Below are 26,000 nucleotides of genomic sequence, written 5' to 3'. Positions count from 1 at the left end.
TGTCCGGAGACAGGAAGGCCTGGTATTATCCTAGTATTCCGTAGGCCCTCCATCGCCGGGACATCTGCCATGGTCGATCCACGCCGCGTTGAATTCGGGGACTTCCTGAGGTCCCGCCGCGAAAAGCTGTCGCCGAAGGCGGTCGGGCTTCCGGCGGGCAGGCGCCGGCGCACCGCGGGGCTGCGCCGCGAGGAGGTTGCGCAGCTCGCCGGCATCGGCGTCGACTGGTACATCCGTCTCGAGCAGGGCCGCACGGTCAGCCCGTCCGTGACCACCGTGGATGCGCTGGCCCGGGCCCTCCGTCTCAGCAAGGCCGAGCACGCCCACCTCAAGGCGCTGGCGCGCGAGCCCGCAAGGAGCCCCTTCACCCGCGAGATCGTGCCTCCGCCCATTCGTCGCATGATCGAGAGCCTGCATCAGCCGGCCTACATCACCGGCCGGCGCTGGGACGTGCTGGCCTGGAACGATGCGGCCGAGGAGGTGTTCGGGTTCGGGCGATTGCCGGAGCAGGATCGCAACACGCTGCTTCTTATGTTGACGAACAAGCAGACGCGAAAATCCTATGGCGCCGGCTGGACCGACGTAGCCAAGGCGATGGTGGCGATGTTTCGTGCCAATCACGACGTCTGGGCCGGCGATCCCGCCTTCACGGAGCTGCTGACGCGGCTGCGCGAGAGCAGTCCGGAATTCGTCGAATGGTGGGAGGCGCACGACGTTCGCAGCACCATCTCGGGCCGCAAGACCATGAACCATCCGAGCAAAGGCGTGCTGCACTTCGAGCACACCAGCTTCCAGGCCAACGACGATCCCGCGCTGAAGCTCGTGATCTATACGCCGCTCTAAGCCCGCCGTTGTTGAAGACACTTGACCACCTGCATCGCGCGCTGGGCCGAGCAGGACCTGAGAGGCGTTTTGATGCTGAGCCGCCCCTCGCGCCGGGAACCGAAGGCCCGACCTACAGTTACTGTCTCATCATTGTGCAGGTGGAGCGAGGGACGTGTTCGGGGTTGACCGATGACGACAGCGACCGGGGGATCCTCGGCCGACCGCAACGCCGTCTTGGCCACCCTCGGCGATCATATTCGAGAGATCGGCAGCCCCGACGATCTCGCCTATGCGGCGGCCGAGCTGCTTGGCCGCAGCCTCAATGTCAGCCGGGCAGGTTACGGCACCGTCGACACCTCCGCCGAGACCATCACGATCGCGCGCGACTGGAATGCGCCTGGGATCTTGAGCTTGGCCGGCGTGCTGCGCTTTCGCGACTATGGCAGCTATATCGAAGACTTGAAGCGGGGCGAGACGGTCGTCTGCGCCGATGCCGAAAAGGACGCTCGCGTCGGCGACCGCGCCCGAGCTCTCGAGGCGATCTCGGCGCGCGCATTCGTCAACATGCCGATCTCCGAGCCCGATGGGGTCGTGGCGCTGCTCTACCTCAACAATGCCACGCCGCGCGAATGGACCCCGGCGGAGCTCGAGCTCATCCGCGAGGTTGCCGAACGCACCCGCACCGCCGTTGAACGTCGCCGCGCCGAGAGCGCGGTGCGCGAGAACGAAGCGCGACTCCTCTTCCTGGACGCTCTCAACAAGGAAACGGCCAAGACGCGCGATGCAGACGGCGTCATGGCAGTGACGACGCGAATGGTCGGTGAGTATCTCGGCGTCTCCAACTGCGCCTATGCCGACATGGATCCTGATCAGGACGGCTTCACCATCCGCGGGGATTGGGCTGCCCCCGGTGCGATGCACATAGTGGGGCACTACAGCCTTGCCGACTTCGGCGAGAAGGCGGTGCGAGAGCTGGGCGCCGGCCGCCCCCTCATCATCAACGACAATCTGAAGGAGATCGCCCCCGAGGAAGCCGCCACCTTCCAGCGCATCGGCATCGGTTCGACGATCTGCATGCCCTTGGTGAAGGAGGGGCGCCTGACCGCCTTGATGGCCATTCATCACCGTGGCCCGCATCTTTGGACGCCGCGCGAACTTGCCTTGCTCACCGAGGTGACGGAGCGATCATGGGCGCACATCGAGCGCGTCCGATCGGAGCAGGCGGCGCGCGAAGCTGCCGAGCGGCTCGTCCTCGCCAACAAGGCCGCCGGAATCGGCACCTGGGACTACGATCCGGTCAACGACATTCTTCGATGGGATAACCGCTGCAAGGAGGTGTTCGGTCTCTCACCGGATGCCGAGGTCAGCTACGAGGGCTCATTCCTGAAGGGCATCCATTCCGACGACAGGCAGCGCGCCCATGAGGCCGTCTCGACCGCGTTACAGCCCAATTCTCCGGGAAGCTACAACATCGAATACCGCACCATCGGCATCGAGGATGGTGTCGAGCGCTGGATCGCCGCAACGGGTCACGCGATCTTTTCTGACGGCCACGCCACGCGATTCATCGGGACCGTGCTGGATATATCCGCGCAAAAGAAGACCGAGCGTCATCTGAGGATCCTCAACGACACGGGAGCGTCGGTTGCCCGCGAACGCGATCTCGAGAGGATCGTGCAGATCGTGACGGATGCCGGCGTCGAGCTGACGGGCGCCCAGTTCGGAGCCTTCTTCTACAACGTCCTGGCCGCGGACGGCGGCAGCTACATGCTGTATTCGCTGTCCGGCGTGCCGCGATCCGCTTTCGAAAACTTCCCGATGCCGCGCGCCACCGCCGTGTTCGAGCCCACCTTCAAGGGCACGGGCGTGGTGAGGTCGGACGACATCCTGCAAGACCCGCGCTATGGCAAGAATGCGCCGCGGAAAGGCATGCCCGAGGGCCATCTTCCGGTCCGGTCCTATCTGGCGGTCCCCGTGATCTCGCGCAGCGGCGAGGTGCTCGGTGGGCTTTTCTTCGGTCATGCGGAGGTCGGTCGATTCCACGAGGAGCACGAATCCGCATTGCTCGGCATCGCCGGCCACGCCGCGACCGCGATCGACAATGCCGGGCTGCTGACCAGGCTCGAAGCGCTCAATGCCGAGCTGGAGCAACGTGTCGCCGACGAGATCGCCGAGCGCATGAAGGCCGAGGAGCAATTGCGGCAATCGCAGAAGATGGAAGCCGTCGGGCAATTGACCGGAGGGATCGCCCACGACTTCAACAACATGCTGGCCGTCATCCTCGGCAGCTTGAATCTCGCCAAACGGCGGCTCGGCAAGGGCGAGCTCGACATTGACCGCTTCCTCGAGAGTGCCATGGATGGTGCAAGCCGTGCCGCCACCTTGACGCAAAGGTTGCTGGCGTTCTCGCGACAGCAGCCTCTTGCGCCCGAGGTCGTGGACATCAACAAGATGGTCGGTGAGATGAGTGAGCTGCTCGAGCGCTCGCTCGGCGAGCTCGTCCGTCTCGAGACGGTCCTCGCGGCTGGCCTATGGCGCGTCAAGGCAGACCCTGCGCAGCTCGAAAGCGCTCTCGTCAATCTTGCTGTCAATGCACGCGATGCCATGCCGAAGGGTGGCAGGCTGACGATCGAAACCGCCAACGCCTCGATAGATCGAAAATACGCCCGCGAATACGCGCTGCAGCCCGGGCAGTACGTGCTCATTGCGGTGACGGACAACGGCACGGGCATCGCGGCCGACGTGCTGGGAAAGGTCTTCGATCCGTTCTTTACGACCAAGGTCGTCGGCAAGGGGACTGGACTTGGCCTCAGCCAGGTATACGGCTTCGTGCGGCAGTCGGGCGGCCATGTCAAAATCTATTCGGAGGTGGACGTCGGCACGACCGTGAAGATCTATCTTCCACGCTTCGCGGGCGAGGAGCCTGTCTCAACCCCGTCGCACGGCGTGCTGCATCCCGGTGCAAGTCCGCAGAGCGAGACCATCCTCGTCGTCGAGGACGACGAGCGGGTCCGCGGCATCTCGTCCGAAAGCCTGCGCGAGCTTGGTTATACCGTCGTCGAGGCCGCCAGCGCCCGGGAGGCGATCGGCAAGATCGAAGGCGGTTTCGTTCCGGATCTGCTGTTCACCGACGTCGTCATGCCCGACATGACCGGTGCCGAACTCGCGGCCGAGCTGTCGAGACGATACCCGGATCTGAAAGTGCTGTTCACCACCGGCTACACGCGCAACGCGATCGTCCATAATGGCGTGCTCGATGCCGGCAAGCATTTACTTTCCAAGCCCTTTGCGATCGAGGACCTAGCCGCCAAGGTCCGCTCCCTGCTCGACGAGGGGTGAATGAATGTTGCGCGTTGAATCGTCCCCCGAGGCGATGTCCGACGTCATTTCAAGGCGACGGAGCGGGCCGAGGGTTTGTGCTGACGGTCAGTTGGGGGGCGGGCGTCCAAGGGCTCTCGGGCCAATGAACTGCCTGCCAGGGAGCCGCTTTCCCAGGCGTCGTCGGCCAGGAGCTTGTCGGGCCCGGCGTCGGCAATGCGCAGGATGCCTTGAGCCGAGCCCATTGTGACGGCAGGCCCGCCAGGTCGAGCTCGAATGTCATGATGTCCGTCTTGTCGTCCGCGATCGGCGTGCTTTCGCGGACATGCAGGGAGCGGGAGGCCAGTATCGCCTTGACCATGTCGGGGTCGATGTTGCTGCGCCAGACCTCGTGCTTGCCGGTCCGCAGCGGAGATCCTCCGGCCGTCTTCTCCTTGTCGGCATCCGCCGTGATCAGGATCGTGCTCTTGCCGGTGGCCGTTTCGTCGACCTCGGCCGCAAATGTCAGCGGTGCGCCCTTGCTGCTTTCGCAAGACAGGCGCAGCTCCATCGTTCGGAACGCGGAGCCGTTCGCCTTCTTTGCGGTCGCGATCTTGCGGACGAACGGCCGGGCCTCCTTCTCCAGCGACCAGTTTGTCTCAGCGAGCGGTCGCGTGTCGATGCCGAAACCGTGGAGCTCGGATCGCGTCAGCACGTGCAGGCTTTCGAATTTCACCGTCCGGATCAGCGAATCGAGCTCGCGACCAATTCCCATCGCGGCGATGAACGCGGCGCGATCGCGATCGGCCGCCAAGAGCCGGCGGCGCCTGTATTCCGCGACCGCCGCCGGATCGGGCCGTCCGTCGAAGGCGAGCACCAGCTTGGAATTATGGACCGCTATTGTGGCGTCGGGGGCGACCTCGCGCGATGCCGCCCCCAGAAACAGGTATGCGCAGGCCGAGTTGCACATGGCGCGGGTCGTGGTGAGTTCGGCCTCGACCTCGCCGCTTGCGTTCTTGAGCTTCAAGCAAACGGCGTCTCCCTGCGTGCCCGCGGCGCAGGCGGTCGCGATCGTCCGGCCGACCCTGGCAATCGCCTTGCGGCTGCGCAGCAACCGCGCGATCGCGTAGGACTGCTCGACGTTGCCGCCGGGCGAATGAACGTAAATCGGACGCTGCAGGTCCTTGACGCCGGCGAGGAAGCGGCGAATGCGCAGCGCCGCCTCGCGATCGATCTCGCCCTCGATGGCGATCCAGCGATCGCAGCCCGGCCCGCATGCGTCGGCCGGCCCCTTGGCGAGATAGATCGTCAGCCTGGAGGCAAATCCGGTTTTCTCGGCCGGCGCTGCTTCGGCACGCAAAGCGGCCGGGAGCAGCGAGGCCAGGAGGAGCAGGATACGGGCGAGCATGGCAGGATCGACTGCGCGAAGGAAGGCCAGGCCCGACGCTATCCGATGACCGGCGCGGTCACAACTTGCAGTCCCACGCCCATGCGGACAGACGGCCGGCCCCCGCAACCCCGATTCGAGAGCGTTCCGGCGCCTCGGTTCGCACCTCGCGGTAGCGAACTCCATCGCCCGACGCTGGCGGCGACGCGCATGCCGGTTAGCGCGGATTAGAGCAGAAGGGATGATCGTCTGAACGCGCGCGGGCGAGCGTGCGATTGATGCGAGCGCGAATGCGATGAAAGCGAGCGAAAACATGGCGACAATTTGGATGCGGAACTCGAACGTGTCTTTGATTCTCCCATCACGCGAATGTGCGCGCGACGATGTTGCGCGCGCATGCAGTTTGTCTCGCCTCGGCGACATTGAAATTGCTGAAGACCCTTGTTTCAAAGGGCTTCCGCGCACGTGCCGATAAACATTTGTTAGTGAGCAAGGTCCTTTCGATCGCACCTGTTGCCTCGTGGCTACAGCAATTCCGTCGATCGCTGTTATGACGACCCACGGCCGGGGGGCCCACTACTGAAGAAACTGGAACGGGAATCAAATGAAGAAGAATTTGTTGCTTGCAGCTGTCAGCCTGGTCGCGCTTGGTGCGACTGCGCCGGCACTTGCGGCTGATCTCGCGGCACGGCCCTACACCAAAGCACCGCCCGCGGCGATCGCTGCGGTGTACGACTGGAGCGGCTTCTACATCGGTCTCAACGGCGGCGGCGGTTCGGCTGACACGTCGTGGGATCTGGTCGGCTTCGGTCCGGAAGGCTCCCACAACTCGACCGGCGGCACCGTCGGTGGCCAGATCGGTTACCGCTTTCAGTCCGGCCAGTTCGTGTTCGGTCTCGAGGGCCAGGGCAACTGGGCCGACTTCTCGGGTGACAACATCAGCGCAATCACCGGTTTGCGGAACCGGACGCGCGTCGATGCGTTCGGTCTGATCACAGGCCAGGTTGGCTATGCCTGGAACAACGTCCTGCTCTATGCGAAGGGCGGTGCGGCGGTCGTCAGCAACAAGTACGACGTCTACAGCGTCGTGACGGGTGCGAATCTCGACCGGGCCGACGAGACCCGCTGGGGTGCCACGGTTGGCGCGGGCCTGGAGTTTGGTTTTGCTCCGAACTGGACGGTCGGCGTCGAGTACAACCACATCTTCCTCGGCGACCACAACGTCACCTTCGCCAGTGGCGCTGTCGAACGCATCGGGCAGGACATCGACATGGGTCTCGTCCGCCTGAACTACAAGTTCGGCGGCCCGATGATCGGCCGTTACTGAGACTGACCGCTCCACGTGAGCGGCTGACGAAAGCCCCGGCCTCGGCCGGGGCTTTTTTGCTGTTTGTCTTCAGCGAGTTAACCATCTCCTTTCGGCGGCTTCCGGATCGCTTGACTCCATAGAACGAAATGAGAACAATGTTCTTCATACGTTCCAACAAGGGAGCAGGCCATGTTCAGGGTTTTCGTGGAAGAAGCCGCCGCACTGGCGTCCATCACGCTGTTCGTCGGGATGATCGCGATTTGGGCCCAGGTCATTCCGCAGCTGTAGGCCGGCTTTCTCCGACCTCTTGGGGAAAAGCGGGACGACGCGCCCAAGCGGCCGCTCCGGCGTGGACTCTCAAGCTGTGAGACCCCACCATTGAGAGGCGAGTCGGCCGCGAGTGCATGATGCCTTGAGGCGCCGGCGACCGCTCCATCTCATCTGCAAGAGGCCGTCACGCGACCATGCCGAGCGCCGGATTTGTCCACCTTCACGTTCACTCGGCCTATTCGCTGCTCAAGGGCTCGATCAAGATCGCCAAGCTCGCCGAGCTTGCCAAGAAGGACCACCAGCCGGCGCTGGCACTGACCGACACCGACAATCTGTTCGGCGCGCTGGAGTTCTCCGACAAGATGGCGAGCTCCGGCATCCAGCCGATCGTGGGCTGCGAGCTCGCCATCGATTTCGGCGATCAGGATCCCAACGCGCGCAACGCGATGGGACCCTCGCGCGTGGTGCTGCTCGCCGCGCAGGAGCGCGGTTATCGCAGCCTGATGCGGCTGAACTCGCGCGCGTTCCTGGAATCGCCGGACAGCCATGCTCCGTTCATCAAGCTCGACTGGCTCGAGGGCGAGACCGAGGGCCTGATTGCGCTGACGGGCGGGCCGGACGGGCCGATCTCGCTGGCGCTCGCCGGCGGCATGGCCGAGCTCGCCGGCGCGCGGTGCGAGCGTCTGGCCGCTCTTTTCGGCGACCGTCTCTACATCGAATTGCAGCGCCACAACGCCGAGAAGGAGCGGCGCGTCGAAGGCGGCCTGATCGACATCGCCTACGCCAAGGGACTGCCGCTGGTTGCGACCAACGAGCCGTATTTCGCAACCACCGACGATTACGAAGCACATGATGCGCTGCTCTGCATCGCCGGCGGCCGGCTGATCGCCGAGACCGACCGTGTGCAGCTGACGCCGGATCATCGCTTCAAGACGCGCGCCGAGATGGCGGTGCTGTTCGCCGACATTCCGGAGGCGCTGGCCTCGACGGTGGAGATCGCCGAGCGCTGCTCGTTCCGGCCGATGACGCGCAAGCCCATCCTGCCGTTGTTCACCGTCGGCGCCGCGGCGAGCTCGGATGCCGCCGCGGTCGAGGCGGCCGAGCTGAAGCGCCAGGCGGAGGAGGGGCTCGCCAACCGTCTGCGCGTGCACGGCCTCTCTCAGGGCACGACGGAAGAAGACTACAACAAGCGCCTGGCGTTCGAGCTCGACGTCATCATGCGCATGAAGTACGCGGGCTACTTCCTGATCGTGTCCGACTTCATCAAATGGGCCAAGGCTCACGGCATTCCGGTCGGGCCGGGCCGCGGCTCCGGCGCAGGCTCGCTGGTGGCGTGGGCGCTGACGATCACCGACCTCGACCCGATCAAGTTCGGCCTGCTGTTCGAGCGCTTCCTCAATCCGGAACGCGTCTCGATGCCGGACTTCGACATCGACTTCTGCCAGGACCGCCGCGGCGAGGTGATCAGTTACGTGCAGCAGCGCTACGGCCGCGACCAGGTCGCGCAGATCATCACCTTCGGTACGCTGCAGGCGCGCGGCGTGCTGCGCGACGTCGGCCGCGTGCTGCAGATGCCCTACGGCCAGGTCGACAAGCTGACCAAGCTGGTGCCGCAGAATCCGGCGGCGCCGGTGACGCTGGCGGCCGCGATCGAGAGCGAGCCGAAGCTGCAGGCGTTCCGCGACGAAGATCCCGTGGTGGCGCGCGCCTTCGACATCGCCCAGCGTCTCGAAGGCCTGACCCGCCACGCCTCGACCCACGCGGCCGGCATCGTGATCGGCGATCGCCCCTTGAGCGAGCTCGTGCCGCTCTACCGCGATCCCAAATCCGACATGCCGGTGACCCAGTTCAACATGAAATGGGTCGAGCCGGCGGGCCTCGTGAAGTTTGACTTCCTCGGCCTGAAGACGCTCACCGTGCTCGACGTCGCCTGCAAGCTGCTCAAGCCGCGCGGCATCGATGTCGATCTCGCCACGCTGCCGATCGACGATGCCGAGAGCTATCAGATGCTGGCGCGCGGCGACGTGGTCGGTGTGTTCCAGGTTGAAAGCCAGGGCATGCGGCGGGCGCTGATCGACATGCGCCCCGACCGTTTCGAGGACATCATCGCGCTGGTCGCGCTCTATCGGCCGGGCCCGATGGCGAACATCCCGACCTATTGCGCGCGCAAGCACGGCGACGAGGAGCCGGAATATCTGCATCCCGTGCTCGAGCCGATCCTGAAGGAGACCTTCGGCGTCATCATCTACCAGGAGCAGGTGATGCAAATCGCGCAGGTGATGTCGGGCTACTCGCTCGGCGACGCCGACCTCCTGCGCCGCGCCATGGGCAAGAAGATCCGCGCCGAGATGGACAAGCAGCGCGACATCTTCGTTGCGGGTGCGGTGAAGAACGGCGTGCCGAAGGGGCAGGCCGAGACCATCTTCGAATTGCTGGCGAAGTTCGCCGACTACGGCTTCAACAAGAGTCACGCGGCGGCCTATGCGCTGGTGTCCTATCACACCGCCTACATGAAGGCGCATTATCCGGTGGAGTTCATCGCCGCGTCGATGACGCTCGATCTCAACAACACGGACAAGCTCTCCGAATTCCGCTCCGAGGCGCAGCGCCTCGGCATCAAGGTCGAGCCGCCGAACATCAATCGGTCGGGCGCGACCTTCGAGGTCGGCGAGAACACGATCTACTACGCGCTCGCCGCGCTCAAGGGCGTCGGCATCCAGGCGATCGAGCAGATCATCGCGGAGCGCACCCGGGGCGGCCTGTTCACCTCGCTCGCGGATTTCGCCGCGCGCGTCTCGCCGCGCGCGATCAACAAGCGCATCATCGAAAGTCTCGCCGCCGCCGGCGCCTTCGACACGCTGGAGCCGAACCGGGCGCGCGTCTTTGCCGGTGCGGATGCGATCCTCGCCGCCTGCCAGCGCGCGCATGAAGCTGCGACCATCGGCCAGAACGACATGTTCGGCATGTCGGCGGATGCGCCGACCATCATGCTGCCGCAGGTCGAGCCATGGCTGCCGGCCGAGCGGCTGCGCCGCGAATACGACGCGATCGGCTTCTTCCTGTCGGGGCATCCGCTCGACGATTACGCGACCGTGCTGAAGCGGCTGCGGGTGCAGAGCTGGGCCGAGTTCTCGCGCGCGGTGAAGACCGGCGCCACCGCCGGCAAGGTCGCCGCGACCGTGGTCTCGCGCATGGAGCGGCGTACCAAGACCGGCAACAAGATGGGCATCATGGGGCTGTCCGATCCCACCGGCCATTTCGAGGCGGTGCTGTTCTCGGAAGGCCTTGCGCAATATCGCGACGTGCTGGAGCCGGGCGCGGCCGTGCTGCTGCAACTCGGGGCCGAGCTTCAGGGCGAGGACGTCCGCGCCCGCGTGCTGCATGCCGAGCCGCTCGATGATGCCGCGGCCAAGACGCAGAAGGGGCTGCGCATCTTCCTGCGCGACACCAAGCCGCTGGACTCGATTGCCAAGCGTCTCGCCGGGTCCGAGATGGCGGCTTCCAGCGGCGGCGCGCCGAAGGTCGGCAGTCCCAACATCGCACCGCGCGGAAACGGCGACGGCGAGGTCTCGCTGGTGCTGATGCTCGACCTCGAGACCGAGGTGGAGATGAAGCTGCCCGGCCGCTTCAAGGTCTCGCCGCAGATCGCCGGCGCGATCAAGGCGGTGGCAGGCGTCGTCGACGTGCAGCAGCTTTAGCTTCTCCGCCACGCGTTCCGGTTTTTGCAAAGTCGTCATACTGCATCGGTTGCAACCCTGCGCTGATTCCGACTAGCATGTCCCGGGGAATGGAATGGGGCGTGTGATGCTGCGACAGGTTGCGTTGTTGTTGGCCGTTTGTGCCATGCTGACGGGGTGCGTCAGCAATCAGGTTGGGACGGACTTTGCGTCGGTGTCGAAAAAGGTTGGTCCTCCGCGCGCGGGGCACTCGCGTGTGGTGTTCCTGCAGGACAAGAGGAGCGGCTTGAGCATGGCCATTTGCGCCTGCGAGGTGAAGCTCGACGGTGCGCCGCTCGGAAAAGTCGTGGCCGGGAAATATGCCTATGCCGACCGGCCTGCCGGGCGTCACGACGTGCTGCTCACCGAGCTGATGTTTCCGGGCGAGACCAAGCGCGAGATCGTCATGGAGGCAGGCCGGACGCATTTCTACCTGATCAAGAGCAGCCCCCGGCACGATGCGGCCATGGGCGGCGCCGTGCTCGGCGGTTTGGCCGGACTTGCGGTCGTGTCCGTCGCGACGGCGGGCGAGGCCAATCTCGGGCCGGGCGAGCTCGTCGCGCTGGATGAGGCAACCGCGCGGACGAAGCTCGCGGAGCTGGAAGCCGTCGAGTAGGGCGCGCGGTACGACGACGTGCCTCTGATCGCGCTGGCGCAGGGGCTCTTTGGCGGGTTGATCTCGAATGCATGCAGGCGGACGCATGTTCGTGCAATCGTCGGGCGCGGAATGACCGGCCTTTCGGCTTGCAGCATAGCGCGCGGTGCAGCAATCATCGGTTGCATCAATTAACATTTGTTTTTTCTTCATATCGGCGCACCTATCTTCGCGACGCTTCATTCGTCCACTGACCCGAGGAGACGTCACATGTGCGACAAGTGTTCTGACACTCTGCATCACCAATCTCTGCGCCAAGCCTCTCTGCGCCAAGACATCGCGCCGTCGCGGCGATCGGCGATGCTGTTTGGCGCCGCCGCGTTCGGCATGACCTTCGCCGGTGGAGCTTTCGCCAGAGGCGCCTTGGCCAAGGACGCCAAGCAGCCGCCGAAGCCGCAGAACGTGCTGTCGCCCGACGCGTCGCTGAAGCGACTGATGGAAGGCAATGGGCGCTACGTCGCCGGCGTGTCGCGACGTCACGATTTCAAGCACGAGCGCGAGGCGCTGGCCGGCGGACAGAATCCGTTCGCGGCCGTGCTGAGCTGCGCCGACTCGCGCATCGCACCGGAATATGCGTTCGACGCGGGGCGCGGCGACCTCTTCGTCTGTCGCGTCGCCGGAAATTTTGCCGGCACCGAGACCATCGCAAGCATGGAATATGCGGTGGCGGTGCTGAACACACCGCTGATCCTCGTGCTCGGCCATGATGCCTGCGGCGCGGTCGACGCGACGCTGAAGGCGATCAAGGACAATACGTCGCCGCCGGGGCACATTCCCTCGTTGGTCGATGCGATCGCGCCCGCCGCAAAGGCGGCGATGCAGCAGGGCGGGGACGTGCTCAACAAGGCGATCCGGCAGAACGTGGTCGACAACATCGCCAAGCTGAAGACGGCTGCGCCGATCCTCAATGCGGCCGCGGAGCAGGGCAAGCTGAAGGTCGTCGGCGGCATCTACCGGCTAACCACGGGCACGGTCGATCTGATCGCCCAGGGCTGAACGGACCGAGGAGCCTTGTGCCGCAGTGCGGTCGCGAGGCTTGCAGGCCTCACGTGGAGGTTCGAGGTTTGACGTGAGGTTTGGCGTGGAGGTTTGAGTTGGGCGGCGGCGCCATGCCGCCGCCTCAATCCGCGCTTTTCGTTCAAGTGCCATTCAGCTGGCCGCGCGCCTGATATGCGGTATATGCGGTGGCCACCTCAACGACAAAAGCAGGCACAAGCCATGCGTGGGACGCTCAAAGTCTTCCTCTGCCTTCTCCTGCCGATGGCGGTCCTTGCCGCAGGCGCGCCGCATCAGGCGCGTGCCCAGCAGCAGGAAAAGCGTATCGCGCTCGTGGTCGGCAATGGCGCCTACGCCAAATCGCCGCTGGCGACCACCGCGAACGATGCCGGCCTGATCGCGCAGACGCTACAGGCGGCCGGCTTCGACGTGGTCGGCGCGCGCGATCTCGACGGCGACACGCTGCGCAAGAGCTTGCGCGATTTCATCCAGAAGGCCCAGGCGTCGGGCCCGGGCACCGTCGCGATGATCTATCTTGCCGGCTACGGCGTGCAGCTCGCCGGCGAGAACTATTTCATCCCGGTCGATTCCAACATCAGCCGCGACACCGACATACCGACCGAGGCCCTGCGCATCAGCGACTATGCGCGCCAGCTCGCCTCGATTCCGCTCAAGGCCAATATCGTCGTGCTCGACGCAGCCCGTGCGCAGCCCTTCATCGAGGGCGGTCAGCCGATCGCGAGCGGTCTGGCGCTGGTCGAGCCCGAGGCGAACATGCTGATCGCCTTCAATGCCGCGCCCGGCACGGTGGCGCCGGAGGAGCCGGGGCCCTACGGCATCTATGCGCAGTCTCTCGCCGAGATGATCCGCACCGGCGGCTTGCCGCTCCCCGAGGTGTTCGACCGCGTCCGCCTGCGCGTCAACGAGGCCTCCAAGGGTGCGCAGGTGCCCTGGAACGAGCAGACGATCTCGGCGCCTTTCTCGTTCTTCGAGCGCGCGCCCGATGCGCCGCCGGCGGCTGCGCCCGACCAGGTCGCCGCGATCCGCGGCAAGCCGATCCGCGATCTCGGGGTGCAGGACGCCTATGCCGCCGCGCTCGAGCGCGACACGCTGGCGGCCTATGAAGAGTTTCTCGCGGCCTATCCGAACGATCCCCTCGCCAAGCGCGTGATGGCGATCGTTGCCGCGCGCCGCGAAGCCATCACCTGGCGGCGGACCTACCGGACCGACACGCCGGAGGCCTATTGGTCGTATCTGCGCCGCTATCCGCGCGGGCCGCATGCGGCGGATGCGCGGCGCCGCCTTGCGATCCTCACCGCGCCGCCCGAGCCGCCGCCGACCTTCGCGATGATCGACTACGACGTGCCGCCACCGCCGCCGGAGGAGGTGGTCTATGTCGATCGCCCGGTGCTGTATTTCAGCGATCCCGATTTCGGCTTCGCGCCGCCACCGCCGCCGCCGGTCTATTATCTGCCGCCGCCGCCGCCGGATTTCGTCGTGCTGCCGCCGCCGCTGCCCGTGGTCGGCCTGTTCGTGCTGCCGCAGCCGGTGTTCGTGCCGATCCCGGTGTTCGTGAGGCCGCCGGTCTATGTCGCGCCGCCGCCGAACAACATCATCTATCAGAACATCCACAACACCACGGTCATCAACACCGTGATTAACCGCCCGCCGGCGCCGCCGCCGGCCGCGGGGCCGGCGCTCGGATCTGGGATCGGACCTGGCAATCTGGCGCCGGCGGTTGCCGGCCGCGCCACGCCGGCAGGACCGGCCGTGCCGCAGGCGGTCGTTCAGCGCGCCGCCCTGATCCAGCAGGGCAAGGCGCCGATGCCGCCGAGCGCGACCATCCAGCCGACGGCAAGGCCGGGTATCGCGACTCCGGCTCCGGCCAATGTCGCCCCTGGCACGACAGCGCCGCCACCCGCCGGCGCCAAGCTGCCGCAGGCCAATATTGTGCCGCCGCCGGGAGCTCCCGGCAGCCCGCCAGCCGGAGCGGCGCCCGGAGCTGGGACGCCGGGAGGCACACCCAGTCCGACCGCAAACGCTCCCGCCGGCAGCGCCGCTACAACCCCGCAAGCGCTGGCCCCGACCAAGCCGCCGCCGGCCAATACGCTGCCGGTGCCGGGATCTCCGGGCAGCCCGCCGGCCGGAGCGCCGCCCGCGACGGGGACGCCCGGCGGCACGCCCAGTCCGAGCGCGAACGCTCCCGCCGGCAACGCCGCAGCAACCCCGCAAGCGCTGGCCCCGACCAAGCTGCCGCCGGCCAATACGCTGCCCGTGCCCGGCACCCCCGGCGGGCCGCCGCCGGCCAGGGCAGGGGCTGTGCCCGGGACCGTCCCATCCCCTGGCAAGCCCGCCGCGACCGCCACGGCGCCGAGCGGCAACGTTCCGCCGGCGCAGCCGAACGCGGCAACGACGCCCAATCCCCCGCCGGCTTCCGGAACCGCGGCGAGCCCGTCCGCGGCCCTGCCCAGGCCGCCGGGGACAACGACCCCGCCTGTGCCTGACCTGCGCGGCAGGCCGGGCGGGCCCCAGCCGGGCGCTTTGCCGCCGCCGAGCGCGGCCACCGGCAAGCCCGCGGCCCCGACTGCGGTCAAACCCGCGACACCTCTGCCGCCGCCTGTAGCGGCGCGGACACCGTCCGGAGTTCAGGATCATCGGCCCGCGCCACCGCCACCGCAGGCCGCCAGGACCGCCGCTCCGCCGCCGCCTCCTCAGGCTCTGGCAAGGCCGACGCCGCCGCCTCCGCCGCGGGTTGCGCCACCTCCGCCGCCGCGAGCGGCGCCTCCGCCCGTGGCCGTGGCGCGGCCGGCGCCGCCGCCACCTGTTGCCCGGCCGGCGCCGCCTCCGCCTCCGCCAGTAATGGCGCGGCCGGCACCACCTCCGCCGCCGGTTGCGCGGCCAGCGCCGCCGCCGCCGCCACCTCCGGTCGCCCGACCGGCGCCGCCGCCGATGGCCGCCGCGCCGCATGCGCCTCCGCGGCCGGCCGGCCCGCCACCGAAGAGCTGCCCCCCGGGCCAGCCCAGGTGTTAGGAGGCGCGAGGGGCAGGGGATGCCGGGATGCGACAGCAGCCTAGAGGCGTCCCCAAAGGCCGTTATTTCCTTGCTTCTGGCCGAAATGGCGCTATATAGCGCGCCATCTCACACGGAAACATGGCTCACAAGGCCGTCCGGTGGCAACCGGGGCGTGAACGCTCCGTTTTGCTCACACGTTTCCGGAGGAACCAACCGGAGAATTAGAACGATGGCACTGCCCGATTTCACTATGCGTCAGCTGCTCGAAGCTGGCGTGCACTTTGGCCACCAGTCTCACCGCTGGAATCCGAAAATGGCTCCGTTCATTTTCGGCACCCGCAACAACATCCACATCGTCGACCTCGCCCAGACCGTGCCGATGCTGCATCAGGCCCTCCAGGCCGTCAGCGACACGGTGGCCAAGGGCGGCCGCATCCTGTTCGTCGGCACCAAGCGCCAGGCGCAGGACGGCGTTGCCGACGCGGCCAAGCGCTGCGCGCAGTATTTCGTCAATTCGCGCTGGCTCGGCGGCACGCTGACCAACTGGAAGACGATCTCGGCTTCCATCAAGCGCCTGCGTCACCTCGACGACGTGCTCTCGGGCGGCGAAGCCAATTCCTACACGAAGAAGGAGCGCCTGACGCTGCAGCGCGAGCGCGACAAGCTCGACCGCTCGCTCGGCGGCATCAAGGACATGGGCGGTCTGCCCGACCTGATCTTCGTGATCGACACCAACAAGGAAGACATCGCGATCCAGGAAGCCCAGCGGCTCAACATCCCGGTCGCTGCGATCGTCGACACCAATTCGGACCCGAAGGGCATCACCTATGTGGTGCCGGGCAATGACGACGCCGGCCGCGCCATCTCGCTGTACTGCGATCTCGTCGCGCGTGCGGCGATCGACGGCATCTCGCGCGCGCAAGGCGATTCGGGCATCGACGTCGGCGCCTCGGCCCAGCCGGTCGCCGAAGAGCTGCCGGCGGCGTCTTCGAGCGGCTTCCAGGGCCTTGCGGGTCCTCGCGGCACTGCCGACGACCTCAAGAAGCTCCCGGGCGTGTCGGGCGCGATCGAGAAGAAGTTCAACGACCTCGGCATCTTCCACTATTGGCAGCTCGCCGAGCTCGACCACGACACCGCGCACACGATCGGCGAAGAAGTCGGTCTGCCGAGCCGTGCGGATGCCTGGGTGGCCAAGGCCAAGGCGCTGACCGCGGAAGCGGAATAGTTAAAAAGAGCGATGGGTTGGCCGGATAGGATCCGGCCACCATTTCAGTTGACGCGAATTCCTGAGATGGACCGCGGCGGGGCGATTGATGCCGCGCCGCGGCAAACCGGCAGGCACAAAGGATTCTCAACGATGGCAACGATCACAGCTGCGATGGTCAAGGACCTGCGCGAATCAACCGGCGCGGGCATGATGGACTGCAAGGCCGCGCTCACCGAAAACGACGGCAACATGGAAGCGGCGCAGGACTGGCTGCGCAAGAAGGGCCTGTCCAAGGCCGCCAAGAAGTCGGGCCGCGTCGCCGCCGAGGGCCTGATCGGCGCGCTCACCAAGGGCACCAAGGGCGTCGTGGTCGAGGTCAACTCCGAGACCGACTTCGTTGCGCGCAACGGCCAGTTCCAGGGCCTGGTCAAGATGATCGCCCAGGTCGCGTTCGACGTCGGAGCGGACGTCGAGAAGATCAAGGCCGCCAAGGTCGGCGACGTCACGATCGAAACCGCCATCAATGATGCGATCGCCACCATCGGCGAGAACATGACGCTGCGCCGCGCCGCCGCGCTCGAGGTGAGCCAGGGCGTTGTCTCGCACTACGTCCATGGTGCCGTCATCGACGGCGCCGGCAAGATGGGCGTGATCGTGGCGCTGGAATCGCCGGGCAAGGCCGATGAGCTCGCAGCGCTCGGCCGTCAGATCGCGATGCACATTGCGGCCGCCAACCCGCTGGCGCTCGATCCGTCCGGCCTCGATCCGGCCGTGGTCAAGCGCGAGAAGGACGTACTGGCCGACAAGTACCGTCAGCAGGGCAAGCCCGAGAACGTGATCGAGAAGATCGTCGAGTCCGGCCTCAAGACCTACTACAAGGAAGTCTGCCTGCTCGAGCAGGCCTTCATCCACGACACCGGCAAGTCGGTGGCGCAGGCGGTGAAGGAGGCCGAGGGCAAGGTCGGCGGGGCTGTGAAAATCGCGGGCTTTGTGCGCTATGCTCTCGGCGAGGGAATCGAGAAGCAGGAAAGCGACTTCGCGGCCGAGGTCGCCGCGGCCAGCGGCAAGAAGTAAGCGCCGGAAGTTCCTTCCGGCGTGCCGCCGGAAGCGGCGCCCGGACAAGGAAAGTGCTCATGACTGATCCGGTCTATCGTCGCGTCGTGATCAAGCTGTCCGGCGAGTATCTCGCGGGACGGCAAGGCTTTGGCATCGATCAGCCGACCGTCGACCGGGTTGCGGACGATCTGATCGCGGCCCGCCATCTCGGCACTGAGGTCGCGGTCGTGATCGGTGGCGGCAACATGGTCCGCGGCGTCGAGGTCTCATCCCGCGGGGTGTCGCGCACCACCGGCGACACCATGGGCATGCTCGCCACCATGATGAATTGCCTCGCGCTGGAAGCGGCGATCGAGCGCAAGGGAACGCCGGCGCGGACCCTGTCGGCCTTCGTCATGCCCGAGATTTCCGAGCTGTTTACCCGCACTGCGGCACACAAATACCTGGCCGAAGGCCGCATCGTGCTGCTCGGCGGCGGGACCGGCAACCCGTTCTTCACCACCGACACGACCGCGGTACTGCGGGCCGCCGAGATCGGCGCGCAGGCGGTCCTGAAGGCGACGAATGTCGACGGGGTCTACTCGGCCGATCCGAAGCAGGATCCGACCGCGACGCGGTTCGACCGCCTGACGCATTCGCAGGCGATCGAGGGCGGTTACAAGGTGATGGATGCGACCGCCTTCGCGCTTGCCCGCGAGACATCGCTGCCTATCATCGTATTCTCGATCGCGGAGCCGGGCTCGATCGGCGCGATTCTGCGTGGCGTCGGCCACGGAACCATCGTCGCCGGCTGACGGCTCATCTGACGCGCCGAAAGGACGGTGCGGAGCGGTCGCCGGGATTTTGAAGGAGAAACGTGATGGCCACGGGTAATTTCGATCTCAACGAAGTGAAGCGTCGCATGCAGGGCGCCGTCGCCTCGCTCAAGCACGAGCTCGGCGGCCTGCGCACGGGACGCGCCTCCGCCTCGATGCTCGATCCGGTGCAGGTCGAGGCCTATGGCAGCCACATGCCGCTCAATCAGCTCGCCACCGTCAGCGTGCCGGAGCCGCGGCTGATCTCGGTGCAGGTCTGGGACAAGTCGATGGTCAAGGCCGTCGAGAAGGCGATCGTCGATTCCAATCTCGGCCTGTCGCCCGCGACCGAGGGCCAGGTGCTGCGCCTGCGCATTCCCGAGCTCAACGAGGAGCGCCGCAAGGAGCTGGTGAAGGTCGCGCACAAATATGCCGAAGCCGCCAAGGTCGCCGCGCGCCATGTCCGCCGCGACGGTCTCGACGTGCTCAAGAAGCTCGAGAAGAATCACGAGATGTCGGAGGACGACCAGAAGCGTCACGCCGACGAGGTGCAGAAGGCGACCGACGGCACCATCGCCGAGATCGACCAGTTGCTGGCCGCCAAGGAAAAAGAAATCCTCACCGTCTAAACCGCGATGAGTATCATCATCGCGCTCTAGACTATTGTTCGCGCATGATTTTGTCGGAAAACCGCTTCGCACTTTTCCGGATCATGCTTTAAGGCATCGCCTTCATGTCCAACGCCGCCGCGCCCGCAACGGAAGGACCCGACAGGTCCGAGGCGCCTGCGCATGTCGCCATCATCATGGACGGCAACGGGCGTTGGGCGGCCGCGCGCGGTCTGCCGCGTGCGGAAGGGCATCGCCGCGGCGTCGACGCGCTGCGCCGCGTGGTGCGCGCCTCGCACGAGCTCGGCATCCGTTATCTCACCATCTTCTCGTTCTCGTCGGAGAACTGGTCGCGCCCGGCGAGCGAGATCGGAGACCTGTTCGGCCTGCTGCGGCGCTTCATCCGCAACGACCTGGCGAGCCTGCACCGCGACGGCGTCAAGGTCCGCATCATCGGCGAGCGCGAGGGGCTCGAGAGCGACATCTGCGCCTTGCTGAACGAGGCCGAGGAGCTGACGCGCGACAACACGCGCCTGACGCTGGTCGTCGCCTTCAACTACGGCTCGCGGCAGGAGATTGCGAAGGCGGCGCAGAAGCTGGCCCGCGAGGTCGCCGAGGGCAGGCGGGATCCTGCCACGATCGACGCCGAGACGCTTGGCGCGCATCTCGATGCGCCCGACATCCCGGACCCTGATCTCATCATCCGCACCAGCGGCGAGCAGCGCCTGTCGAACTTTCTGATGTGGCAGGCCGCCTATAGCGAGCTCGTGTTCGTGCCGATCCATTGGCCCGACTTCGACAAGGCGGCGCTGGAAAGCGCGATCGCCGAATTTGCCAGGCGCGAGCGCCGTTTCGGCGGCCTGGTTGCGAAGACCGCCTCGTGAACGAACCCGATCCTGCATCGGCGGGCGCCAAGCCTGCCCCGAGCAATCTGGTGATGCGGGTCCTCGCAGCGCTGGTGCTGGCGCCGCTGGCCATCGCGATCGCCTATGCCGGTGGCTGGTTGTGGGCGCTTCTCGTCACCCTGGTCTCGATCGGGCTGTTCGCAGAATGGCTGATGGTGGTGGGCGCAGCGTCGGCCGCGCTGACCGGGGCAGGGACGGTCGTGATCGCCATGATGGGAGCCTCCGTCGCTTTCGGCGCGCTCAAGACCTCCGTCGTCACCGGCCTCATCGGCGGTGCCATCGTGACGCTGATCGCCCGGGGCAAGTTCTTGTGGGCGGCGAGCGGGTTTGCCTATGCGGCGGCGGCGCTGCTGGCCTCGATCCTGGTGCGCAAGGATCTCGTCAACGGCTTCTCCGCGCTGATGTTCGTGCTGCTCGTGGTGTGGGCGACCGACATCGGCGGCTATTTCGCCGGACGCAGCATCGGCGGCCCGAAATTATGGCCGCGCGTGAGCCCGAAAAAGACCTGGGCCGGCGCGCTCGGCGGCTTTGCGGCGAGCCTTGCGGTCGCGGCCGGCTTCGCCGCCTGCGGGATCGGAAAGCTGGTTCCGCTGCTGCTCGTCGGCGCCGTCCTGTCGATGGTGTCGCAGCTCGGCGATCTCTTTGAATCCGCCGTGAAGCGGCGCTTCGGTGTCAAGGATTCCAGTCACTTAATTCCCGGCCATGGCGGGCTTATGGACCGCCTGGACGGATTTGTCGCCGCCATCCTGGCGGCCTGGTTTATCGGCTTTTTCCGCCATGGTGTGCATAGCGCCGGAAGCGGTCTTATGGTTTGGTGAGGATATGAGCGCCGTTCCCTTGCGTAACAACAGGCTTGCTGCGTCCGACATTCGCAGCGTCACGGTCCTCGGTGCCACCGGCTCGATCGGCGACAGCACGATGGATCTCTTGCGCGCCTCGCCCGAGCGCTACCGTGTCGAGGCGCTGACGGCGAACGGCAATGTCGCAGCGCTCGCCAAGCTCGCCAAGGAATTCAACGCGCGCTATGTCGCGATCGCCGACACCTCCAAGCTCGACGAGCTCAAGGCTGCGCTCGCGGGCACCAGTACCGAATGCGGCGCCGGCGAAAGCGCGGTGATCGAGGCCGGCGCGCGTCCGGCCGACTGGGTGATGGCGGCGGTCAGCGGCGCTGCCGGGCTGAAGCCGGCGCTCGCCGCGGTCGATCGCGGCGCGTATGTCGCGCTCGCCAACAAGGAGTGCCTGGTCTGCGCCGGCGACTTCTTCATGCAGCGTGCGGCAAAAGCCGGCGCCTGCATCCTGCCGGCCGATTCCGAGCACAACGCGCTGTTCCAGGCGCTGAGCTCAGGCAATCGTGACGAGCTCGTCCGCGTCATCATCACCGCCTCCGGCGGCCCGTTCCGGACCTGGAAGCCCTCAGACATCGAGCAGGCGACGCTCGAGCAGGCCCTGAAGCATCCGAACTGGAGCATGGGCCAGAAGATCACGATCGATTCGGCCTCGATGATGAACAAGGGGCTCGAGGTGATCGAGGCGTCCTACCTGTTCGCGCTCTCACCGGACGAGATCGACGTGCTGGTTCATCCGCAGTCGATCATCCACGGCATGGTCGAGTTTTCCGACCGCTCGGTGGTGGCCCAGCTCGGCGCGCCCGACATGAGGACGCCGATCGCCCATTGCCTCGGCTGGCCCGATCGAATCAAGGGCCCGGCGGCCAAGCTCGACCTTGCCAAGATCGGCCAGCTGACCTTCGAAGCGCCGGACTTCGAGCGCTTCCCCGGACTGCGGTTGGCCTACGAATCGCTCCGGACCGGGAAGGGCGCGACCACCGTCTACAATGCCGCCAACGAGGTCGCGGTGGCCGCCTTCATCGGCGGCAAGATCCGGTTCGGGGCGATTGCCCGGCTGGTCGAGGCGACCCTCGAGGATTGGATCGCAGGCGGCAACCAGGCGCCCCTGACCTCCGCAGACGATGCAATCTCTGTTGACCATGTTGCGCGAAATAGGGCTGCCGCCCTATTGCCTCAAATTGCCTTAAAGGCATCCTAGTTGGTTCGGGACCAGGGCCTTGCGGCGCTGGGTGAGGGAATTCGATGATCGACTTTTTCGTCCATAGTTTCAATACTTTGAGCCATGGGCTCCTCGGCTACGCGGTTCCCTTCCTGTTCGTCCTGACCATTGTCGTGTTCTTCCACGAGCTCGGCCATTTCCTGGTCGCGCGCTGGGCGGGCGTACGCGTGTTAACCTTTTCGCTCGGCTTCGGCCCCGAGCTGGTCGGCTTCAACGACCGCCATGGCACCCGCTGGAAGATCTCGGCGATCCCGCTCGGCGGCTACGTCAAGTTCTTCGGCGACGAGAGCGAGGCCTCGACCCCGTCGGCCCAGACGCTGGCGTCTATGTCGGCCGAGGAGCGCGCCGGCAGCTTCCACCACAAGAAGGTCGGTCCCCGGGCGGCGATTGTCGCGGCCGGACCAATCGCCAATTTCATCCTGGGCGCGCTGATCTTCGCCGGAATGGCGCTCTATTACGGCAAGCCGAGCACGATCGCCCGGGTCGACGGCGTCGTCGCCAACGGCGCGGCGGCTGCCGCCGGCTTCAAGGTGGGCGACGTCGTCATCCAGATCGACGGCAAGCCGATCGAGAGCTTTGCCGACATGCAGCGAATCGTTGCGATGAACGCCGGTTCGGCTCTTACTTTCCAGGTGAAGCGCGACGGCGCCGTCGTCTCGCTGACCGCGACCCCGGCGCTGCTGGAGCGCAAGGACCCGTTCGGCAACAGCCACCGTCTCGGCGTTCTCGGCATCGAGCACAAGTCGCAGGCCGGGGAGGCCTCGACCACCCCGGTCGGCGTCGGCGAAGCGCTCAAGATCGGCGTCGAGCAGGTCTGGTTCATCATCACCAGCACTTTCAAGTTCCTGGGCTCGCTGTTCGTCGGCCAGGGCAATCCGAACGAGGTCAGCGGCGTCCTGGGAATCGCGAAAATGTCGGGGCAGGCGGCCAGCGCTGGGTTCCAGTTCGTGATCAATCTCTGCGCGGTGCTGTCGGTGTCGATCGGCCTTTTGAACCTGTTCCCGATCCCGCTGCTCGATGGCGGCCACCTGATGTTCTATGCGGCCGAGGTGGTCCGGGGCCGGCCTTTGTCCGAGCGGACCCAGGAAATGGGGTTCCGAATCGGGCTTGGCCTGGTGCTGATGTTGATGGTGTTTGCGACCTACAACGACATCCTGCGGATGGCAGCTTCCTGATAGGGGCTTTTTTGTGGCGTTGCTGTTGAGCAACGTCTTGGAATGAAATTGAAATTACGGCGCTTTCGGCCGTTTGCGGCGTCGGCGAAATTGGCTACAAGCGGCCTGAACTTGGGGAATCTCCGGACCGGCGTTGGGGTTGGGTCTGGCAGGGAATGATAAGGGCGCGTTGCGCGATGAAGTTTGGACTGCGACTCCGGGGGGGCTTGCTCGCGACCCTGATCTTGTTCGGCGCGCCGGTGGTTGCCCCGGTTGGGGCTGTTTTCGTGTCTTCGTCTGCGCTCGCCCAGACCGTTCAGTCGATTTCCGTCGAAGGGAATCGCCGCGTCGAGGTGGAGACGATCCGCTCCTATTTCAAGCCGGGTCCCGGCGGCCGGCTGGATCAGGCCGCCATCGACGACGGCCTCAAGGCGTTGATCGAGACCGGCCTGTTCCAGGACGTCAGGATCAACCGCGGTTCCGGCGGCCAGCTCATCGTCTCCGTGGTGGAAAACCCGGTGATCGGCCGTATCGCCTTCGAGGGCAACAAGAAGATCAAGGACGAGCAGCTCACTGCTGAAGTCCAGTCCAAGGCGCGCGGCACCTTCTCCCGCGCCATGGTGCAGTCGGACACGCTCCGTATCGCCGAAATCTATCGCCGCTCCGGCCGCTACGACGTGCGCGTCACGCCCGAGATCATCGAGCAGCCGAACAACCGCGTCGACCTGATCTTCACGGTCGAGGAGGGCGTCAAGACCGGCGTCCGGTCGATCGAGTTCGTCGGCAACAATGCCTTCTCGTCCTACCGCCTCCGCGACGTGATCAAGACGCGCGAGACGAATCTGCTGAGCTTCCTCGGCAGCGGTGACGTCTACGATCCCGACCGCGTCGAAGCCGATCGCGACCTGATCCGCCGATTCTACCTCAAGAACGGCTTCGCGGACGTGCAGGTCGTCGCGGCGCTGACCGAGTACGATCCGGAGAAGAAGGGCTTCAACGTCACCTTCAAGATCGAGGAAGGTCAGCAATACCGCGTCGGCGCGGTGGATTTCCGCAGCAGCATTCCAAACTTCGATCCGAGCTCGATGCGCGCCTATTCGCGCCTCAATGTCGGCTCGCTCTACAACGTCGAATTGGTCGAGAAGTCGGTCGAGGAGATGCAGATCGAAGCCTCCCGCCGCGGCTATGCCTTTGCCGTGGTCCGGCCCGGCGGCGATCGCAACTTCGAAGCGCACACCGTGTCCGTCGTGTTCAACATCGACGAGGGCCCGCGCACTTATATTGAGCGCATCAACCTGCGCGGCAACACCCGCACGCGCGACTACGTGATCCGCCGCGAGTTCGACATCTCGGAAGGCGACGCCTACAACCGCGCGCTGGTCGACCGTGCCGAGCGGCGGCTGAAGAACCTCGACTATTTCAAGAGCGTGAAGATCACGACCGAGCCGGGCTCGTCGAGTGACCGCGTCATCCTGATCGTCGACATGGAAGAAAAGTCGACCGGCGACTTCTCGGTCTCGGGCGGTTACTCCACCACCGACGGCGCGCTGGCCGAAGTCTCGATCTCCGAGCGCAACCTGCTCGGTCGCGGCCTGTTCGCCAAGGCTGCGGTGACCTATGGCCAGTATGCGCGCGGCTACTCGCTGTCGTTCGTCGAGCCGTACCTGCTCGACTACCGCGTCGCGCTCGGCCTCGACCTCTATCAGCGTGAGCAGAAGTCCAACAGCTACATCTCCTACGGCACCAAGACGCTCGGCTTCTCGCCGCGCCTCGGCTTCTCCTTGCGTGAAGATCTCTCGCTCCAGGTGCGCTACTCGATCTATCGGCAGGAAATCACCCTGCCGGGCTACCTGGCGAACTGTAACAACGTGGTTGGTTCGGCGGCCTTCAATCCCAGCCCGGCCTTCTCTGCTGCCACCGGTATACCTCTGGATCCGTCCACCAACGGCCTCGGCTGCTATAACGACGGCGAAGCCTCGCTGCCGGTGCGCAAGGAGCTCGCTAACGGCAAGACGCTGACTTCGGCGCTCGGCTACACGCTGACCTACAACACGCTGGACAACAACAAGAACCCGACCGACGGTCTGCTCGTCGACTTCCGGCAGGACTTCGCCGGCGTCGGCGGCGACGTCTCCTATCTGAAGTCGGTCGTCGACGCGAAGTACTACACGCCGCTGGTGTCCGACATCGTCGGCCTCGTCCGCCTGCAAGGCGGCATGCTGAACAAGATCGGCACCGATCTGCGCATGCTCGACCACTTCCAGATGGGCCCGAACCTCGTCCGCGGCTTCGCCCCGAACGGCATCGGTCCGCGCGACTTGAACCCGTTCGGCACGCAGGATGCGCTCGGCGGCACCCAGTATTGGGGTGCTTCGTTCGAATTGCAGATGCCGTTCTGGTTCCTGCCCAAGGAAGTGGGTCTGAAGGGCGCGGTCTATGCCGACGCCGGCGGCCTCTATGACTACAAGGGACCGACGAGCTGGACCACCACCAACGAGGTCAATGCGCCGGGATGTATCCCGTCGAGCATCAATCCCTCGAGCACTGGGACCTGCACCGGTCTCGTCTATGACGACAGCAAGGTCGTTCGCTCGTCGGTCGGTGTCGGCGTGATCTGGCAGTCGCCGTTCGGACCGCTGCGCTTCGACTACGCCGTGCCGCTCAGCAAGGGCAAGTACGACCGCACGCAGGAATTCCGGTTCGGCGGCGGCACCACGTTCTAATTCGATCAGCACGGCACGA

Annotated in this window: 17 protein-coding genes; 16 read left to right on the top strand and 1 reads right to left on the bottom strand. The window is 65.9% G+C overall.

Annotated features, from left to right (window positions below; all coding sequences use genetic code 11):
- The first annotated feature begins 69 nt into the window (after positions 1 to 69).
- Both I6F16_RS21250 and I6F16_RS21245 read left to right on the top strand, forming a co-directional pair.
- Positions 70 to 843, top strand: a complete 774-nt coding sequence (locus tag I6F16_RS21250) for a helix-turn-helix transcriptional regulator (protein ID WP_225113119.1) — start codon at positions 70 to 72, stop codon at positions 841 to 843.
- Positions 844 to 1,014: 171 nt separating this feature from the next.
- Complete coding sequence (locus I6F16_RS21245; protein WP_225113120.1) at positions 1,015 to 4,164, top strand: GAF domain-containing protein; 3,150 nt, start codon at positions 1,015 to 1,017, stop codon at positions 4,162 to 4,164.
- 49 nt (positions 4,165 to 4,213) lie between these two features.
- Here the strand turns inward: I6F16_RS21245 and I6F16_RS21240 are convergent, their stop codons facing one another.
- A complete protein-coding gene (locus I6F16_RS21240; protein ID WP_225113121.1) occupies positions 4,214 to 5,530 on the bottom strand; it encodes a hypothetical protein in 1,317 nt (438 codons plus the stop codon).
- Positions 5,531 to 6,113: 583 nt separating this feature from the next.
- Here I6F16_RS21240 and I6F16_RS21235 point away from each other — a divergent pair.
- The 14 genes from I6F16_RS21235 (at position 6,114) to bamA (ending at position 25,981) form a co-directional block, all read left to right on the top strand.
- Positions 6,114 to 6,836 (top strand): outer membrane beta-barrel protein, encoded by a 723-nt coding sequence (locus tag I6F16_RS21235; protein ID WP_109143607.1) that lies wholly within the window; start codon positions 6,114 to 6,116, stop codon positions 6,834 to 6,836.
- 446 nt (positions 6,837 to 7,282) lie between these two features.
- Positions 7,283 to 10,786, top strand: coding sequence for a DNA polymerase III subunit alpha (gene dnaE, locus I6F16_RS21230; protein ID WP_225113122.1), 3,504 nt, complete (start codon positions 7,283 to 7,285; stop codon positions 10,784 to 10,786).
- A gap of 271 nt (positions 10,787 to 11,057) precedes the next feature.
- Positions 11,058 to 11,420: a DUF2846 domain-containing protein gene (locus tag I6F16_RS21225; RefSeq protein ID WP_036010067.1), complete on the top strand. Its 363-nt coding sequence runs from the start codon at positions 11,058 to 11,060 to the stop codon at positions 11,418 to 11,420.
- Between the two features lie 249 nt (positions 11,421 to 11,669).
- The gene (locus tag I6F16_RS21220; protein ID WP_225113123.1) at positions 11,670 to 12,455 is read left to right on the top strand and encodes a carbonic anhydrase; all 786 of its coding nucleotides are present in this window, start codon (positions 11,670 to 11,672) and stop codon (positions 12,453 to 12,455) included.
- Between the two features lie 222 nt (positions 12,456 to 12,677).
- Positions 12,678 to 15,485: a caspase family protein gene (locus tag I6F16_RS21215; protein WP_225173979.1), complete on the top strand. Its 2,808-nt coding sequence runs from the start codon at positions 12,678 to 12,680 to the stop codon at positions 15,483 to 15,485.
- A gap of 211 nt (positions 15,486 to 15,696) precedes the next feature.
- A complete protein-coding gene (locus I6F16_RS21210; protein ID WP_036010040.1) occupies positions 15,697 to 16,692 on the top strand; it encodes a 30S ribosomal protein S2 in 996 nt (331 codons plus the stop codon).
- 132 nt (positions 16,693 to 16,824) lie between these two features.
- Entirely contained in the window at positions 16,825 to 17,748 is a 924-nt protein-coding gene (gene tsf / locus I6F16_RS21205) for a translation elongation factor Ts (protein ID WP_225112543.1), read from the top strand.
- Positions 17,749 to 17,807: 59 nt separating this feature from the next.
- Positions 17,808 to 18,524 (top strand): UMP kinase, encoded by a 717-nt coding sequence (gene pyrH, locus I6F16_RS21200; protein ID WP_036010035.1) that lies wholly within the window; start codon positions 17,808 to 17,810, stop codon positions 18,522 to 18,524.
- Between the two features lie 65 nt (positions 18,525 to 18,589).
- On the top strand, positions 18,590 to 19,153 hold the full coding sequence (gene frr, locus I6F16_RS21195; protein ID WP_025036556.1) for a ribosome recycling factor: 564 nt from the start codon (positions 18,590 to 18,592) through the stop codon (positions 19,151 to 19,153).
- Between the two features lie 104 nt (positions 19,154 to 19,257).
- Positions 19,258 to 20,016, top strand: a complete 759-nt coding sequence (locus I6F16_RS21190; protein WP_036010029.1) for an isoprenyl transferase — start codon at positions 19,258 to 19,260, stop codon at positions 20,014 to 20,016.
- A complete protein-coding gene (locus I6F16_RS21185) occupies positions 20,013 to 20,855 on the top strand; it encodes a phosphatidate cytidylyltransferase (RefSeq protein WP_225112542.1) in 843 nt (280 codons plus the stop codon). Before I6F16_RS21190 ends, I6F16_RS21185 begins: the two co-directional genes overlap by 4 nt.
- A 4-nt stretch (positions 20,856 to 20,859) precedes the next feature.
- Positions 20,860 to 22,083, top strand: a complete 1,224-nt coding sequence (gene dxr, locus I6F16_RS21180; RefSeq protein WP_225112541.1) for a 1-deoxy-D-xylulose-5-phosphate reductoisomerase — start codon at positions 20,860 to 20,862, stop codon at positions 22,081 to 22,083.
- A gap of 44 nt (positions 22,084 to 22,127) precedes the next feature.
- On the top strand, positions 22,128 to 23,279 hold the full coding sequence (gene rseP / locus I6F16_RS21175; protein WP_225112540.1) for an RIP metalloprotease RseP: 1,152 nt from the start codon (positions 22,128 to 22,130) through the stop codon (positions 23,277 to 23,279).
- Positions 23,280 to 23,455: 176 nt separating this feature from the next.
- The gene (gene bamA / locus I6F16_RS21170; protein ID WP_036010019.1) at positions 23,456 to 25,981 is read left to right on the top strand and encodes an outer membrane protein assembly factor BamA; all 2,526 of its coding nucleotides are present in this window, start codon (positions 23,456 to 23,458) and stop codon (positions 25,979 to 25,981) included.
- The last annotated feature ends 19 nt before the right edge of the window (positions 25,982 to 26,000 follow it).

Source organism: Bradyrhizobium sp. IC4060 (assembly GCF_020193715.1).
GTDB lineage: Bacteria > Pseudomonadota > Alphaproteobacteria > Rhizobiales > Xanthobacteraceae > Bradyrhizobium > Bradyrhizobium yuanmingense.
The sequence above is the reverse complement of the archived record's forward strand: the minus strand, read 5'-3'. Positions and strand labels throughout refer to the sequence as shown.